The sequence below is a fragment of the Pseudomonas sp. 65/3-MNA-CIBAN-0223 genome, assembly GCF_040310425.1.
GTDB lineage: Bacteria > Pseudomonadota > Gammaproteobacteria > Pseudomonadales > Pseudomonadaceae > Aquipseudomonas > Aquipseudomonas gregormendelii.
Window position 1 is genome coordinate 293,108 of sequence record NZ_JBEOPV010000002.1, and the last position, 16,036, is coordinate 309,143.

The window sequence follows — 16,036 nt, forward strand, 5'->3', positions numbered from 1 at the left end:
TTGCCACAACTGCGTGGCATCAGCTGGCGGCAAGATTAGCCCTGCGCTGATCGAGGTGCAACCGGGTGCAACCCTTTTTTTGTCGGAATTACAGGCAGTTCGTCAGGAAATAAATTCCGGTACGAAGGTACTGCTCCTGCTTGGTGCTTTTACTTATAGCAATCGTTGAAAACCGCCCTAAAAGGGAGCAAGAAACGGCATTTGGCAAATAATTCCGACTAGGTGCAACTTATTCGCTAGAAACAGGTTGCACCTTATTTGCTTTGTTGAATAGCATTCGCGGCGAAGGTGCAACCGGCTCCAAAGTCAGGTGTGCCGGCTGATGGCTTTCCTGGGGAAACATCAGTCATAAATGCGCGGGATACACAATCGTCTGTCAAACGTCGTCGTTTGCGAGCGGTTAGCCAAAACCGCCGCTACATAAAAACAAAGCCAGGGCGTAACTTAATGAGCGTTAGCAATCCAACCCTGATCACGTTCGTGATCTACATCGCAGCAATGGTGCTGATCGGCTTAATGGCCTATCGCTCCACCAACAACCTTTCCGACTACATTCTGGGCGGTCGTAGTCTGGGCAGCGTGGTAACCGCATTGTCCGCCGGCGCCTCCGATATGAGCGGTTGGTTGCTGATGGGCCTGCCGGGCGCTATCTACATGTCCGGTCTCTCCGAAAGCTGGATCGCCATCGGGCTGATCATCGGTGCCTACCTGAACTGGCTGTTCGTCGCCGGCCGTCTGCGTGTGCAGACCGAGCACAACGGCGATGCGCTGACCCTGCCGGATTACTTCTCCAGCCGTTTTGAAGACAAAAGCGGCCTGCTGCGGATTATCTCGGCGGTTGTGATCCTGGTGTTCTTCACTATCTATTGCGCGTCCGGCATCGTGGCTGGCGCCCGTCTGTTCGAAAGCACCTTCGGCATGTCCTACGAGACTGCGCTGTGGGCCGGTGCTGCGGCGACTATTGCCTACACTTTCGTGGGTGGTTTCCTGGCAGTGAGCTGGACCGACACCGTGCAAGCCACGTTGATGATCTTTGCCCTGTTGCTGACGCCAATCATCGTGCTGCTGGCCACCGGCGGCGTCGACACCACGTTCCTGGCTATCGAAGCGCAAGATCCAAGCAACTTCGACATGCTGAAAAACACCACCTTCATCGGCATCATCTCGCTGATGGGCTGGGGCCTGGGCTACTTCGGCCAGCCGCACATCCTCGCGCGTTTCATGGCGGCGGATTCGGTCAAGTCGATCGCCAAGGCGCGTCGCATCTCCATGGCCTGGATGATCCTGTGCCTGGGTGGCACCGTGGCTGTCGGTTTCTTCGGCATTGCGTACTTCGCTGCGCACCCTGAAGTGGCCGGTCCCGTGACCGAAAACCCAGAGCGCGTGTTCATCGAGCTGGCGAAAATCCTCTTCAACCCATGGGTCGCCGGTGTACTGCTGTCGGCCATTCTCGCGGCTGTGATGAGCACCCTGAGCTGCCAGCTGCTGGTGTGCTCGAGCGCCCTGACCGAAGACTTCTACAAGACCTTCCTGCGTAAATCCGCTTCCCAGGTCGAGCTGGTCTGGGTCGGCCGCGCCATGGTGCTGCTGGTTGCCCTGATCGCCATCGCGATGGCCGCCAACCCGGAAAACCGCGTACTGGGCCTGGTGAGCTACGCCTGGGCAGGTTTTGGGGCTGCGTTCGGTCCGGTTGTGCTGATTTCCGTGATCTGGAAAGACATGACCCGCAACGGCGCGCTGGCCGGTATCCTGGTTGGCGCGATCACTGTGATCGTGTGGAAGCACTTCGAACTGCTGGGCCTGTACGAAATCATCCCGGGCTTTATCTTCGCCAGCCTGGCGATCTACATCGTCAGCAAGCTCGGCGCACCGACGGCAGGCATGCTGCAGCGCTTCGCCGCAGCCGAGGCAGATTTCCGCCTGAACAAGTAATGCGATGAGCTGATGCTCTGAGCTTTTGCCGAACACGAAAAACGGCCCGCTTCCTCTGGAGGTGGGCCGTTTTTTTATGCCCCCGAGGCGCGAAGTGGTCGCGCTCAGCCCGCTCGGCCGCGAAGCCCTGACGTTACGCTCGGTACAGGGTAAACTTGCCGGCCTGCGCAGGAGCAATCATGAATTATCGTCACGCCTTCCATGCCGGCAATCACGCCGACGTGTTCAAACACCTGACCTTGACCCGCCTCATCGCCCTGATGTCGCGCAAGGAGCAGCCGTTTGCCTATCTCGATACCCACGCCGGTATCGGCCTGTATGACCTGCAGGGTGATCAGGCCAGCCGAACCGGCGAGTACCTTGAAGGCATTGCGCGTCTTTGGGATCAACCGGACTTGCCGGCATTGACCGCCGATTACATGAAGGTGTTGCATGACATGAACCCGGATGGCCAGTTGCGCTATTACCCGGGATCGCCGGAACTGGCGCGGCGTCTTACGCGACCGCAGGATCGGGTGATGCTCAACGAGAAGCACCCCGAGGATGGCCTGTTGCTTAAGGACAACATGGCCGGCGATCGACGGGTCAAAGTGCACCTGGGCGAGGGCTGGCATGTGCCTAGGGCGATGTTGCCGGTGCAGGAGAAGCGTGCGGTGATGTTGATCGACCCGCCGTTCGAGCAGCTGGATGAGATGCAGCGCTGTGCGGCGTCGCTGAAAGAGGCTATTGGCCGGATGCGCCAGACGGTGGCTGCGATCTGGTATCCGGTCAAGGACCAGCGCATGTTGCGGCGCTTCTATCAAGACCTCGCAGGCACCGGCGCGCCGAAGTTGTTGCGGGTAGAGTTGCTGGTGCATCCACTGGATACGCCGAACAGCTTGAATGGCTCCGGGCTGGCGATTGCCAATCCGCCGTGGGGGCTTGAGGAGGAGTTGCGCGAGTTGCTGCCGTGGTTGTCGCAAAAGCTTGGGCAGACCCAGGGCGGGTGGCAGATGGATTGGTTGATCGCCGAATAATAGCGGCGATCAAACACCCGTGTAGGAGCGAGCTTGCTCGCGAGAAGCCAGTGAGCACTGCGGGGTATCAGGTTTCCCGCGTTATCGTTGACGACCATCGCCAGCAAGCTGGCTCCTACAGGGGGAAGCGGTGTCCGATCAGATCGGGCAAGTCACGCCAGTGCCGCCGATCCCGCAATACCCTTCAGGGTTTTTCGCCAGGTACTGCTGGTGATACGCCTCGGCGAAATAGACCGTCGGTGCTTCTTCGATTTCGGTGGTAATGGTGCCTTTACCGGCTTTGGTCAGCTCAGCCTGGAACACTTTTGCGCTGGCCTTGGCCGCTTCCAGTTGAGTCGGGTTGGTGGCATAGATCACCGAGCGATACTGCGTGCCGATGTCGTTGCCCTGGCGCATGCCTTGAGTCGGGTTGTGCAGCTCCCAGAACATTTTCAGCAGCGCTTCGTAGCTGACCTTCGCCGGCTCGTAGACCACCAAAACCACTTCGCTGTGGCCAGTCAGGCCTGAGCAGACCTCTTCGTACGTCGGATTGGGTGTGAAGCCGCCGGCGTAACCGACCACCGTACTGACCACGCCTTCGCGCTGCCAGAATTTGCGTTCCGCACCCCAGAAGCAGCCCAGGCCGAAGATCGCGAAATCCACGTCGGTGACGAACGGGCCCAGCAGCGGCGCGTCGTGGACGAAATGTTTCTCCGGCAGGGACATAGGGGTTTCGCGGCCAGGCAGAGCTTGTTCTTTAGTTGGGAGCACGTTTTTATTCACCAGTATTTCCGAGCGCAGAACCATGATCAGTCCTCTCAGTCAGGTTGGATGTAAATAGGTAGACCACCAGTGTGCCCAATGATGCCCGTTAACGCACTACCCCTGTAGGAGTGAGCCTGCTCGCAGTACGGTACGTCAATGACGTGGATGCTGGCTGACACGACGCTATCGCCAGCAGGCTGGCTCCCGCATGGGCGTCTCAGGCAATCGGGCCGCGCGGATAGCGTTTGAGCTTCTCGATCAGCTCGCTGCCCGGGATTGGCCGGTCGAACAGGTAGCCCTGGCCGACGTCGCAGCGGTGGCGGCGCAGGAAGGCCAGCTGCTCGGCGGTCTCTATGCCTTCGGCTACTACTTTGAGCTTCAGGTTGTGGGCCATGGCGATCACTGCGGAGGTGATTTCCATGTCGTCCTGGTTGTCCGGGATTTCGTGGATGAAGCTTCGATCGATCTTGATAATATCGATCGGGAATTTTTTCAGGTAGCTGAGCGACGAATAGCCGGTGCCGAAGTCATCCATGGCCAGGGTCAGGCCCAGGCGCTTGAGCTGGTCGAGTTGCAAGTGCGTGTCTTCGGTCGCTTCGAGCAGCAGGCCTTCCGTCAGTTCCAGCTCCAGCAGGTTGGGCGGTAGCGCTTCTTCCTTGAGGATATTGGCGATGGATGCCACCAGGTCCGGGTCGGAGAACTGTTTGGGCGACAGGTTGATCGCCACCTGCAAATTGCCCAGGCCGGCGGCAGTCAGGTCTTTGCTCATGCGGCAGGCCTGGCGTGCGATCCATTTGCCGATCGGGATGATCAGGCCGGTTTCCTCGGCGACGCTGATGAACTGGTCGGGGCGGATCATGCCCTTGTCTGGATGGTTCCAGCGCAGCAGCGCTTCCATGCCCAGCAGGCGCCCACTGCGCAGGCACAGCTTGGGCTGGTAGAACACGTCCAGTTCATTCTGGGTCAGGGCGCGACGCAGGTTGTTCTCGACGAACAGTTTGTAGCTGGCCTCGGCATTCAATGCCTCGGTGAACACCTGAACCTGATGCTTGCCGTTGGCCTTGGCCTTGTGCAGCGCCAGGCCAGCGTTGCGCATCAGCGTCTGCGGGTCGCGGCCATGCAGTGGCGCGCACGCCAGGCCCACGGAGCCGGTGACGCTGATCAGCTGGTTGTCGACGAACATTGGCTTGTCGAGCGTCGCCAGCAGCTGGTTGGCGACCTGTTGGCCGGTGCAGAGGTCGGTGTTGTCCAGCAACACGGCGAATTCGTTGCTGGCAAAGCGCGCCAGGCTGCCGCTGGGGCTCAGGCTGTTGCGCAGGCGGCGGGCGAGGCTGATCAGCAGCTTGTCGCCGGTCTGGTGGCCGAGGCTGTCGTTGATCCGCTTGAAGTTGTCGATGTCCACCAGCAGCAGGCTGATGGGCGTATCGGTATCCCGGGCGAAGCGTTCGTCGAGGTTGCGGATGAAGGCGGGTCGATTGCCCAGGTTGGTCAGGTTGTCGGTGTAGGCGAGACGTTCGATTCGCTGCTGGGCGAGTTTGCTCTGGGTGATGTCTTCGTAAATGCCAATGTAATGCGTCAGCTCGCGGTTGTCGCCGTACACCTTGGAGATCGACAACTGGCCCCAGTAGGGTTCGAGGTTCTTGCGTCGGCTTTTGAATTCGCCCTGCCAGCTGTTGCTCTTGGCCAGCGCTGAAGTCGCGTCAAACAGCAATTCACTGAGGTTTTCCAGGGCCGGCAGTTGGGACAGTTGCTGGCCGTGAACCTCCTCGGTGCTGTACTGGGTGATCGCGGTAAAGCTGGGGTTGACGTACTCCACGATGCCATCGCAATTGACCAGCAGAAAGGCGTTCGCGCTCTGCTCGACTGCCCGCTGGAACAGGTGCAGGGCACTGGTGGCGGTGCGGCGGTTGTGATTGCTGATCACTTGGGCAAACTGGTCCGCCAGCTCGCCGGCAAAAGCTATTTCGTCCGACTGCCAGGCGCGGGCGGTGGCATTCTGCTCCAGGCATAGCACCCCGACCACTTGGCCGTCGACCCGAACGCTGGCATCGAGCATGGCGATGACATCCCGTGGTTGCAGGCATTCGACCAGCTCGCGGGTGCGCGGGTCGCGCATGACATTGTGGGCGTCGATGGCGCGGCCGGTGTGCAGGGCTTCCAGATAGTCAGGGAAACCACTGACATCGATCGGGTCTGGCAGTTGATGCTTCTGGCTCGCGCGGTGATAGGCCGAGATCGGTACCAGCATCGCCCCCTCAAGGTTCCACAGGCTGGCGCAATCGACCTCGTACATATCACAGGCGCTGCGGGTGATCAGCTCGGCGGCTTCCAGCAGGGAGTTGATGCTGGTGTAGCGCTGACGCGTCAGCAGAAGGATCAAGTCTTGCTGCGCACGCACTCGTTCCAGGTGCATCAGCTGTTCCTGCTGGGTGCGCTGGTTGAGTTCAAGGGCGATTTGCAGGCGCGAGTTCTGGGTTTCCAGGTCCAATGCGGCCAGTAGAGGGTTGCCTTCGAACAGTTCGTCCACCACCAGCAGGTAGCCGCGCAACAGCTGTCGGTTGTGCTGTTTGAATGCTTCGCCCAGCTCCAGCAGCTTCAAGGCGCCGGCGGGGGTGTGCAGGGTATAGCGGATCAGGTAACTGGAGGCTTCGGTGAGCTGCTGCTGAATCGCATCATGCAGCTGATGGCGCGCTTGCGGCTCCATCAGGCTGGCATAGGGCGAACTGATCAGGGAGCAGAGCTCAACCGCCGCCAGGCCAAATTGTCGTTCGCAGTTGGGGTCGAGAAACAGCATCGCCCAGCTGGCTTCATTCAGCCGCTCGAAACGCAGCATGCCGAGCCGCGAGGGCACAGGCAATTGCGTCACTACCTCGGCCGCCATACGGCTGGCGGCATCGGGTTGGCTTTTCATGAAGGGAGACTCGCTGCGAAAGTACTGGTCGCGCCGGGCTCGCGCCCTCTTTTCTGTTGCGTGTCGCAAGGTTGCATCATTGCGACACCGACTGACAAGAGAGATGGAGGCCAAGTGCTATAAGAATATGTCGGCAGGGATTGGGAATTCTGCAGTTGCGGGTCGAAAGTATTATTTCGGCCCTAAAGAATCGCAGCACCCAGGGCTGCGATCCGGGGGGCAGCGCAACGGAATATCGATTCTCTGCAACAGGTTGCCTGTTCTGCCCTGCTGCAGGAATGCGGTTAAAACATTCAGGCAAAAAAAAGCCCCGCCAAATTGGCGGGGTTGAGGTACGAGCGTGGCGCTCGGAAAACGCGAAACGCAACTGGCCCTCCCGGGAGGGAGGGCCAGTTGGTGTTACAGCAGGATGGTGCGGATATCGGCCAGCAGGTCGCTCAGGCGCTTGGTGAAGCGTGCAGCAGCGGCGCCGTTGATCACACGGTGATCGTAGGACAGCGACAGTGGCAGCATCAGTTTCGGCTGGAAGGCTTTGCCATCCCAGACCGGCTGGATGGTTGCCTTCGAGACACCGAGGATCGCCACTTCCGGCGCGTTGACGATCGGCGTGAAGCCGGTACCGCCAATGTGCCCGAGGCTGGAAATGGTGAAGCAGGCACCTTGCATGTCGTCAGCGGTGAGCTTCTTGTCGCGGGCTTTGGCAGCCAGCGCAGCCGCTTCAGCGGCAAGCTGCAGCAGGCTCTTCTGGTCAACGTTCTTGATGACCGGTACCAGCAGGCCTTCAGGGGTGTCGACCGCGAAGCCGATGTTCACGTACTTCTTGCGGATGATTGCCTTGCCGCTTGGCGCCAGCGAGCTGTTGAAGTCCGGCAGCTCCTTGAGCAGATGCGCGCAGGATTTGAGCAGCAGCGGCAGGATGGTCAGCTTGACGCCGGCTTTCTCTGCAACGGCTTTCTGGGCGATACGGAACGCTTCCAGGTCGGTGATATCAGCCGAATCGAACTGAGTCACGTGCGGGATGTTCAGCCAGCTGCGGTGCAGGCTGGAAGCGCCGATCTGCATCAGGCGAGTCATCGGCACTTCTTCGGTTTCACCGAAGCGGCTGAAGTCCACGACCGGAATCGGTGGAATGCCCGCGCCACCGGTTGCGCCGCCAGCAGCGGCCGGTGCTTCCTTGGCCTTCTGCATCATGGCTTTGACGTAAACCTGAACGTCTTCTTTCAGGATGCGACCGTGTGGACCGCTGGCGCCGACCGCGTTCAGCTCGACACCGAATTCACGGGCCAGTTGGCGAACAGCCGGGCCTGCGTGAACCTTGGCGCCCGGCTTGGCCGGGGCAACAGCCGGTGCGGCAGGCGCAGTGGCAGCCGGAGCAGCGTCAGCCTTGGCGGCCGCAGGTGCAGGAGCCGGTGCGGCAGCGGCGGTTGCCGGGGCAGCAGCAGGCGCAGCGCCTTTGACCTTGAGCTTGAGGATCAGGTCGCCGGTACCAACCTCGTCATCCAGCTTGATGGAAATGCTTTCCACCACGCCGGCGGCAGGCGATGGGATTTCCATGCTTGCCTTGTCGGATTCCAGGGTGATCAGCGACTGGTCGGCGGTGACGGTGTCGCCGGCCTTGACCAGTACTTCGATGATCTTGGCTTTGCCCGACGAACCAATGTCCGGCACATGAATGTCCTGGACACTGTCGGCAACCGGTGCGGCCGGGGCAGCAGCAGGTGCAGCAGGTGCAGCAGCGGCGGCAGGCGCAGCAGCCTGGGCCGGAGCGGCAGCAGCAGGCGCCGCAGCACCTGCCACTTCCAGATCCAGGATCAGGTCGCCGGTGCCCACTTCGTCATTGAGCTTGACGCTGATGCTCTTGACCACGCCAGCGGCAGGCGAAGGGATTTCCATGCTCGCCTTGTCGGACTCCAGGGTGATCAGCGACTGATCAGCCTCGACGGTGTCGCCGACTTTGACCTGGATCTCGATGATCTGGGCCTTGCCCGACGAACCGATGTCCGGCACATGCACTTGCTGTACGGAGGCAGCAGCAGGCGCCGCAGCTGGAGCGGCTGCAGCAGGAGCTGCCGCCGGTTTCTCTTCAGCCTTGGCCGCCGGCGCTGCGGCAGCCGCAGGTGCCGCAGCAGCGTCACCCTCGACTTCCAGCTCAAGCAGTTCGTCGCCTTCTTTCAGGCGGTCGCCCAGCTTCACCTTGAGGCTTTTGACGATGCCGGTCTTGGGAGCAGGAACTTCCATGCTCGCCTTGTCCGACTCAAGCGTCAGGATGCTCTGTTCGGCTTCGATACGGTCGCCGACCTTCACAAATAGTTCGATTACTTCACCTTCACCGCTGCCGATGTCAGGTACGCGAATGAGTTCGCTCACAGAGTGTCTCCTCAGCAGTCCAGTGGGTTGCGTTTTTCCGGGTTGATGCCGAACTTGGCGATGGCTTCAGCCACCACTTTAGGTTCGATATCACCACGGTCAGCCAATGCTTCCAGGGCTGCCAACACCACGAATTGACGATCGACTTCGAAGAAGTGACGCAGCTTCTTGCGGCTGTCACTGCGGCCGAAACCGTCGGTGCCCAGGACTTTGAATTCCTTGGACGGGACCCATTGGCGGATTTGCTCAGCGAACAGCTTCATGTAGTCGGTAGAGGCGATGACCGGACCTTTACGGCCGTTCAGGCATTCCTCGACGTAGCTCAGTTGCGGCTTCTGGCCCGGGTGCAGGCGGTTGCTGCGCTCTACGGCCAGACCATCGCGACGCAGTTCGTTGAAGCTGGTAACGCTCCAGACGTCAGCGCCGATGTTGAACTCTTCACGCAGGATCTTCGCTGCTTCACGGACTTCACGCAGGATGGTGCCGGAGCCCATCAGCTGAACGTGGTGCGCCGCTTCGCGGGTATCTTCTTCGAGCAGGTACATGCCCTTGATGATGCCTTCCTCGACACCAGCCGGCATGGCTGGTTGCTGGTAGGACTCGTTCATCACGGTGATGTAGTAGAAAACGTCCTGCTGCTCTTCGGTCATCTTCTTCATGCCGTCCTGGATGATCACCGCCAGCTCGTAGCCGTAGGTTGGATCAAAGGTGCGGCAGTTCGGGATGGTGGCAGCCAGGATGTGGCTGTGACCGTCTTCGTGTTGCAGGCCTTCGCCGTTCAGCGTGGTCCGCCCGGCGGTGCCGCCGATCAGGAAGCCACGGGTACGGCTGTCGCCTGCAGCCCAGGCCAGGTCGCCGATACGCTGGAAGCCGAACATCGAGTAGAAGATGTAGAACGGCAACATTGGCTGGTTGTGGCTGGAGTACGAAGTACCGGCAGCGATGAAGGAGCTCATGGCGCCCGCTTCGTTGATGCCTTCTTCGAGGATCTGGCCCTTCTTGTCTTCCTTGTAGAACATCACCTGGTCTTTATCGACTGGCTCGTAGAGCTGGCCGACGGAGGAGTAGATGCCCAATTGGCGGAACATGCCTTCCATACCGAAGGTACGGGCTTCGTCCGGGATGATCGGAACGATGCGTGGGCCGATTTCCTTGTCCTTGACCAGTTGCGCGAGGATCCGCACGAAGGCCATGGTGGTGGAGATTTCACGGTCGCCCGAGCCGTCGAGGATGGCCTTGAGTGTATCGAGCGACGGGGTCGGCACGCTGAAGCTGTTGGCGCGACGCTGTGGCACGAAGCCGCCCAATGCAGTGCGGCGCTCGCTCAGGTAGCGGGCTTCGGCGCTGTTTGGCTCTGGTTTGAAGAACGGCAGGTTTTCCAGTTCTTCGTCCTTGACCGGGATGTCGAAGCGGTCGCGGAACAACTTCAGGCTGTCGACATCGACTTTCTTGGTGTTGTGCGCAGTGTTCTTCGCTTCGCCAGCACCGGTGCCGTAACCCTTGATGGTCTTGGCCAGGATGACGGTAGGCTGTTCTTTGTGGTTGACCGCTTCGTGGTACGCCGCGTAGACCTTGTACGGATCGTGGCCGCCACGGTTGAGTTTCCAGATCTCGTCGTCGGACAGATCAGCAACCATCGCCTTGAGTTCTGGCGAGTTGAAGAAGTGTTCACGTACGAACGCGCCGTCTTTGGCTTTGTAGTTCTGGTACTCGCCGTCGATGACTTCGTCCATGCGACGTTGCAGGATACCGTCGACGTCCTTGGCCAGCAGCGGGTCCCAGAAACGGCCCCAAATGACTTTGGTCACGTTCCACTGGGCACCACGGAACACGCCTTCGAGTTCCTGGATGATCTTGCCGTTGCCGCGAACCGGGCCGTCGAGGCGCTGCAGGTTGCAGTTGATGACGAAGATCAGGTTGTCGAGCTTCTCGCGGCCAGCCAGCGAGATCGCGCCCAGGGATTCCGGCTCGTCGCACTCGCCGTCGCCCAGGAAGCACCAGACTTTCTGCTTGCCTTCCGGAATAAAGCCACGAGCTTCCAGGTACTTCATGAAACGCGCCTGGTAGATCGCCTGGATCGGGCCCAGACCCATGGATACAGTCGGGAACTGCCAGAAATCAGGCATCAGCCAAGGGTGCGGGTAGGACGACAGGCCCTGGCCGTCCACTTCCTGGCGGAAATTGTTCATCTGGTCTTCGGTGATGCGGCCTTCCATGAACGCACGGGCGTAAACGCCTGGCGAGGTGTGGCCCTGGAAGTAGATCAGGTCGCCGCCGTGTTCGTCGGTCGGGGCCTGGAAAAAGTAGTTGAAGCCGATGTCGTACAGAGTCGCACTGGAAGCGAAGCTGGAGATGTGTCCGCCCAGGTCCGAATCTTTCAAATTCGTACGCATTACCATTGCCATCGCGTTCCAGCGTACCAACGAGCGAATGCGGCGTTCCATGAACAGGTCGCCAGGCATGCGTGCTTCGTGGGTGACGGGAATGGTGTTGCGGTATGGCGTGGTGATGGCGTAAGGCAACTGCGAACCGCTGCGGGTTGCAAGTTCGCCCATACGGGTCATCAGATAGTGGGCACGGTCTTCGCCTTCTTTGTCGAGAACCGATTCCAGGGCGTCCAGCCATTCCTGGGTTTCGACGGGATCGAGGTCTTGCATGGCTTGCTCCAGGGCGGAAAGGCTTCCAGAATCGGTTGCCTGAGTTTGCGACTGGCCTTGTGGGCAGACGATATAAATTCTTGGATTGCCGAGAGGTAGGTTCCGGCGGCGTGTAGTTTTACTACAAATCATCGAGCATTTCAGCATTCCGCATGTATATACGAGTAGTAAAACTACAGATGAGCGGCTTGTGGCCTCTGGCTGCGTTGTGAGAATAATCGTTAAGGTTGGTCTTTTGCCAACCGAAAAAGGTGAAAGCTTGATGATCGCTGCCAACATTAAAACAATTTTAGCTATTTCTAACCTTTGTTCGACAGTCGATCAGGTAGTGCCTTTTCGAAAATCACTACATGCAGCCCGTTCCACGCCGATCAAGGATAGACCATGAGCCTCCCTTCGCTTGCTGAACTGCCCGCCATTCTCCTGCCATTGGTCACCCGTGCCGAGCAGTCGTTCCGTGCTGGCGTCGAGGCGCTGGAGGATGATCATGGTCTGTCGGCATGGCCTCCCGAGCGATGGGCACAATTTGCCCGGGTGAGCGCCGCCAGCGACTTTGTGATTGAACAGTCGGTGCGTGACCCGTCGATGCTGCTGGAGCTGGTGCGGTCCGGGGAGCTGGACCGTAACTTTGCCCCGGGTGAGTTGTGCGCGCAGATTGCCGCAGCGGTGAACCAGGCCGAGACCGACGACGAACTCGGGCGAGCCTTGCGCCGCCAGCGCACCCGGCATCAGGTACGAATCATCTGGCGTGACCTGACGCGCCAGGCCGATCTGGTGCAGACCTGTCGCGATCTTTCGGACATGGCCGACGCCAGCATCGACCAGGCTTATCAATGGCTGTACGCACGCCATTGCCAGCAGTTCGGCGTGCCCACGGGGCGGCGCAGTGGCGAGCCGCAGCAGATGGTCATCCTTGGCATGGGAAAGCTCGGTGCGGTGGAGCTGAACCTGTCTTCGGACATCGACCTGATCTTCGCCTATCCCGAGGGCGGCGAAACAGTGGGCGTCAAACGCTCGCTGGATAACCAGGAGTTCTTCATTCGGTTGGGTCAGCGCCTGATCAAGGCGCTGGACCCGATGACGGTCGACGGTTTTGTCTTCCGCGTCGACATGCGCCTGCGGCCATACGGTTCGGCGGGTGCATTGGTGCTGAGCTTCAACGCGCTGGAGCAGTATTACCAGGATCAGGGCCGCGACTGGGAGCGCTACGCCATGATCAAGTCGCGGGTGGTGGCGGGTGATCAAGTCGCCGGTGCGCAACTGCAGGAGATGCTGCGCCCGTTCGTCTACCGGCGCTACCTGGACTTTTCGGCTATCGAAGCGCTGCGCACGATGAAGCAGCTGATCCAGCAGGAAGTGCGGCGCAAGGGCATGGCTGACAATATCAAGCTCGGCTCCGGTGGGATCCGTGAAGTGGAGTTTATCGCCCAGGCCTTCCAGCTGATCCACGGCGGCCGGGACTTGAGCCTGCAGCAGCGTCCCCTGTTGAAGGTGCTGAGCACTCTTGAAGGCCAGGGCTACCTGCCGCCGGCCGTGGTCAGCGAACTGCGTGAAGGTTACGAGTTCCTGCGGTACACCGAACATGCGATACAGGCGATTGCCGACCGCCAGACCCAGATGTTGCCCGATGGCGCGCAGGATCAGGCGCGTATTGCCTTTATGCTGGGTTTTGCCGACTGGCCCGCGTTCCATGAACAATTGATGTACTGGCGCAATCGGGTGGCCTGGCACTTCGGCCAGGTCATTGCCGACCCGGACGAAGAGGAAGGCACCGAAAGCGAAGTGGTGGTCGGCGGGGAATGGTTGCCGCTGTGGGAGGAAGCCCAGGATGAAGAGGCCGCCTGTCGGCAGCTGGAGGAGGGCGGGTTTGCTGATGCGACCAAGGCCCTGAAGGCACTCGCCAGTTTGCGCGGCAGCCCGCAGTTGCGTGCCATGCAGCGTCTCGGTCGGGAGCGGCTTGATGCCTTTATTCCACGGTTGCTGGCCCAGGCGGTGGAGCATGCCAACCCGGACCTGGTCCTGGAGCGGGTGCTGCCCTTGGTGGAGGCTGTCGCCCGTCGTTCGGCCTACCTGGTGTTGTTGACCGAAAACCCCGGGGCGCTGCGTCGGCTGTTGACTTTGTGTGCCGCGAGCCCGTGGATTGCCGAGCAGATCACGCGGTTTCCGCTGCTGCTCGACGAGCTGCTCAATGAAGGTCGCTTGTTCAAACCACCCCTGGCGCCAGAGCTGGCGGCGGAATTGCGCGAGCGCCTGACGCGCATTCCCGAGGACGATCTTGAGCAGCAGATGGAAGCCCTGCGGCATTTCAAGCTGGCTCACCGGTTGCGGGTGGCTGCATCGGAAATTGCCGGCAGCCTGCCGCTGATGAAGGTCAGCGACTACCTGACCTGGCTGGCCGAGGCCATTCTGGAGCAAGTGCTGGCCCTGGCCTGGCGGCAGACGGTGGCCAAATATGGCACTCCGCTGCGCACCGACGGTACCTTGTGCGATCCCGGGTTCATCATTGTCGGTTATGGCAAAGTCGGCGGGCTGGAGCTCGGGCATGGTTCGGACCTGGACCTGGTGTTTATTCATGACGGCGACCCGCAGGCGGAAACCGACGGGGCGAAATCCATCGATGGCGCGCAATTTTTCACCCGGCTGGGGCAGCGCATCATTCACTTGCTTACGACCCAGACCAACTCCGGCCAGCTCTATGAAGTGGATATGCGCCTGCGACCGTCCGGTGCCTCGGGGTTGCTGGTGAGTTCGCTTGGCGCGTTTTCGCGCTATCAGGAAAACGAAGCCTGGACCTGGGAACACCAGGCATTGGTGCGGGCGCGGGTGCTGGTAGGTAGCCAGGACGTCGGTCAGGCATTTGAGAAGGTGCGAGCCACGGTGCTGGGCAAGGCCAGGGACTTGCCAACCTTGCGCCAGGAGGTCAGCGAGATGCGTGCGAAGATGCGCGATAATCTTGGCAGCAAGAGTACGGCGGCCGGCACGGCGGCAAATGCCTTCGAGGCCACGGCGCCGTTCGATCTCAAGCAGGACGCCGGAGGTATCGTCGATATTGAATTTATGGTGCAATACGCGGCCCTGGCGTGGTCGCAGACGCACCCGTCATTGCTACGCTGGACCGACAACATCCGTATTCTGGAAGGGCTGGAAGAGGAAGGCTTGATGCCTGCCGCAGATGCCAGCCTGTTGCGCGAGGCCTATAAAGCCTACCGCTCCGCCGCCCACCGGCAGGCTTTGCAGAAGGATGCAGGAGTAATACCGGGCGATCAGTTCGTGGACGAACGACGGCAGGTATCGCGGATCTGGCGTGAGCTGGGGCTAAGCTGATTCACGAGGCGGGGAGGCGTAGGCCTCCCCGGTTCGTTTTTGGAAACCACATGAAAATTCTGATCGTTGGGCCCAGTTGGGTCGGTGACATGGTGATGGCGCAGACACTCTTTCAGTGTCTCAAGCAACGCCACCCGCAATGCGAAATCGACGTCCTGGCCCCCGAGTGGAGCCGGCCGATCCTGGAGCGCATGCCCGAAGTCCGTCAGGCCTTGAGCTTTCCGCTCGGCCACGGCGCCTTGGAATTGGCTACACGGCGGCGCATCGGAAAATCCCTGGCTGGCCAGTACGACCAGGCGATCCTGCTGCCCAACTCGTTGAAGTCGGCGCTGGTGCCGTTCTTTGCCGGCATCGCGAAACGCACCGGCTGGCGCGGCGAATTCCGCTACGGCTTGCTCAATGACGTACGCACGCTGGATAAGGAACGTTATCCGCTGATGATCGAGCGGTTCATGGCCCTGGCCTTCGAGCCTGGCGTCGAGCTGCCAAAACCTTATCCACGCCCGACGCTGCAGATCGACCCGGTGTCCCGGGAAGCGGCGCTGGCCAAGTTCGGCCTGACCCTGGACCGTCCGGTGCTGGCGCTGTGCCCGGGTGCCGAGTTCGGCGAATCCAAGCGCTGGCCGTCCGAGCATTACGCCCAGGTTGCCGAAGCCAGGATTCGCGAGGGTTGGCAGGTGTGGCTGTTCGGTTCGAAAAACGATCACTCCGTAGGCGAGGACATCCGCGCCCGTCTGATCCCGGGCTTGCGTGAAGAGTCGGTGAACCTCAGCGGCGGGACGTCCCTGGCCGAGGCCATCGATTTGCTGTCCTGTGCCGACTCGGTGGTGTCCAACGATTCCGGCTTGATGCACGTGGCCGCTGCGTTGAACCGACCGCTGGTGGCCGTGTATGGCTCCACCTCGCCAGGGTTCACACCACCCCTGGCCGAGCACGTCGAAATTGTCCGCCTGGGCATCGAATGCAGCCCCTGCTTTGACCGTACGTGCCGTTTCGGTCATTACAACTGCCTGCGCCAGCTTATGCCGCAAGCGGTGAACGAAGCCTTGCAGCGGTTGCAGGGCACTGTAGTCGAGGTCAAATAA

Annotated in this window: 8 protein-coding genes; 4 read left to right on the top strand and 4 right to left on the bottom strand. The window is 60.5% G+C overall.

Going from position 1 to position 16,036, the window contains the following annotated elements:
* The first annotated feature begins 447 nt into the window (after positions 1–447).
* Together putP and AAEZ09_RS02945 are read left to right on the top strand one after the other, a co-directional pair.
* Positions 448–1,932 (top strand): sodium/proline symporter PutP, encoded by a 1,485-nt coding sequence (gene putP / locus AAEZ09_RS02940; RefSeq protein WP_045061898.1) that lies wholly within the window; start codon positions 448–450, stop codon positions 1,930–1,932.
* A gap of 179 nt (positions 1,933–2,111) precedes the next feature.
* Positions 2,112–2,948 carry a 23S rRNA (adenine(2030)-N(6))-methyltransferase RlmJ gene (locus tag AAEZ09_RS02945; protein ID WP_045061897.1) on the top strand — a complete coding sequence of 279 codons (837 nt, stop codon included), beginning with the start codon at positions 2,112–2,114 and terminating at the stop codon, positions 2,946–2,948.
* A gap of 138 nt (positions 2,949–3,086) precedes the next feature.
* Here AAEZ09_RS02945 and msrA read toward each other — a convergent pair whose 3' ends face one another.
* The 4 genes from msrA to aceE form a co-directional block, all read right to left on the bottom strand.
* Positions 3,087–3,734, bottom strand: a complete 648-nt coding sequence (gene msrA, locus AAEZ09_RS02950) for a peptide-methionine (S)-S-oxide reductase MsrA (RefSeq protein ID WP_045061896.1) — start codon at positions 3,732–3,734, stop codon at positions 3,087–3,089.
* A 175-nt stretch (positions 3,735–3,909) separates the two neighbouring features.
* Positions 3,910–6,603 (bottom strand): sensor domain-containing phosphodiesterase, encoded by a 2,694-nt coding sequence (locus tag AAEZ09_RS02955; RefSeq protein WP_045061895.1) that lies wholly within the window; start codon positions 6,601–6,603, stop codon positions 3,910–3,912.
* 399 nt (positions 6,604–7,002) lie between these two features.
* Positions 7,003–8,970: a dihydrolipoyllysine-residue acetyltransferase gene (aceF, locus tag AAEZ09_RS02960; RefSeq protein WP_350598077.1), complete on the bottom strand. Its 1,968-nt coding sequence runs from the start codon at positions 8,968–8,970 to the stop codon at positions 7,003–7,005.
* A gap of 11 nt (positions 8,971–8,981) precedes the next feature.
* Positions 8,982–11,627: a pyruvate dehydrogenase (acetyl-transferring), homodimeric type gene (aceE, locus tag AAEZ09_RS02965; protein ID WP_350598079.1), complete on the bottom strand. Its 2,646-nt coding sequence runs from the start codon at positions 11,625–11,627 to the stop codon at positions 8,982–8,984.
* A gap of 384 nt (positions 11,628–12,011) precedes the next feature.
* Between aceE and glnE the strand changes: the two genes are divergently transcribed.
* Positions 12,012–14,951: a bifunctional [glutamate--ammonia ligase]-adenylyl-L-tyrosine phosphorylase/[glutamate--ammonia-ligase] adenylyltransferase gene (gene glnE, locus AAEZ09_RS02970; protein WP_205892030.1), complete on the top strand. Its 2,940-nt coding sequence runs from the start codon at positions 12,012–12,014 to the stop codon at positions 14,949–14,951.
* A gap of 50 nt (positions 14,952–15,001) precedes the next feature.
* Positions 15,002–16,036, top strand: coding sequence for a lipopolysaccharide heptosyltransferase II (gene waaF / locus AAEZ09_RS02975; RefSeq protein WP_045061891.1), 1,035 nt, complete (start codon positions 15,002–15,004; stop codon positions 16,034–16,036).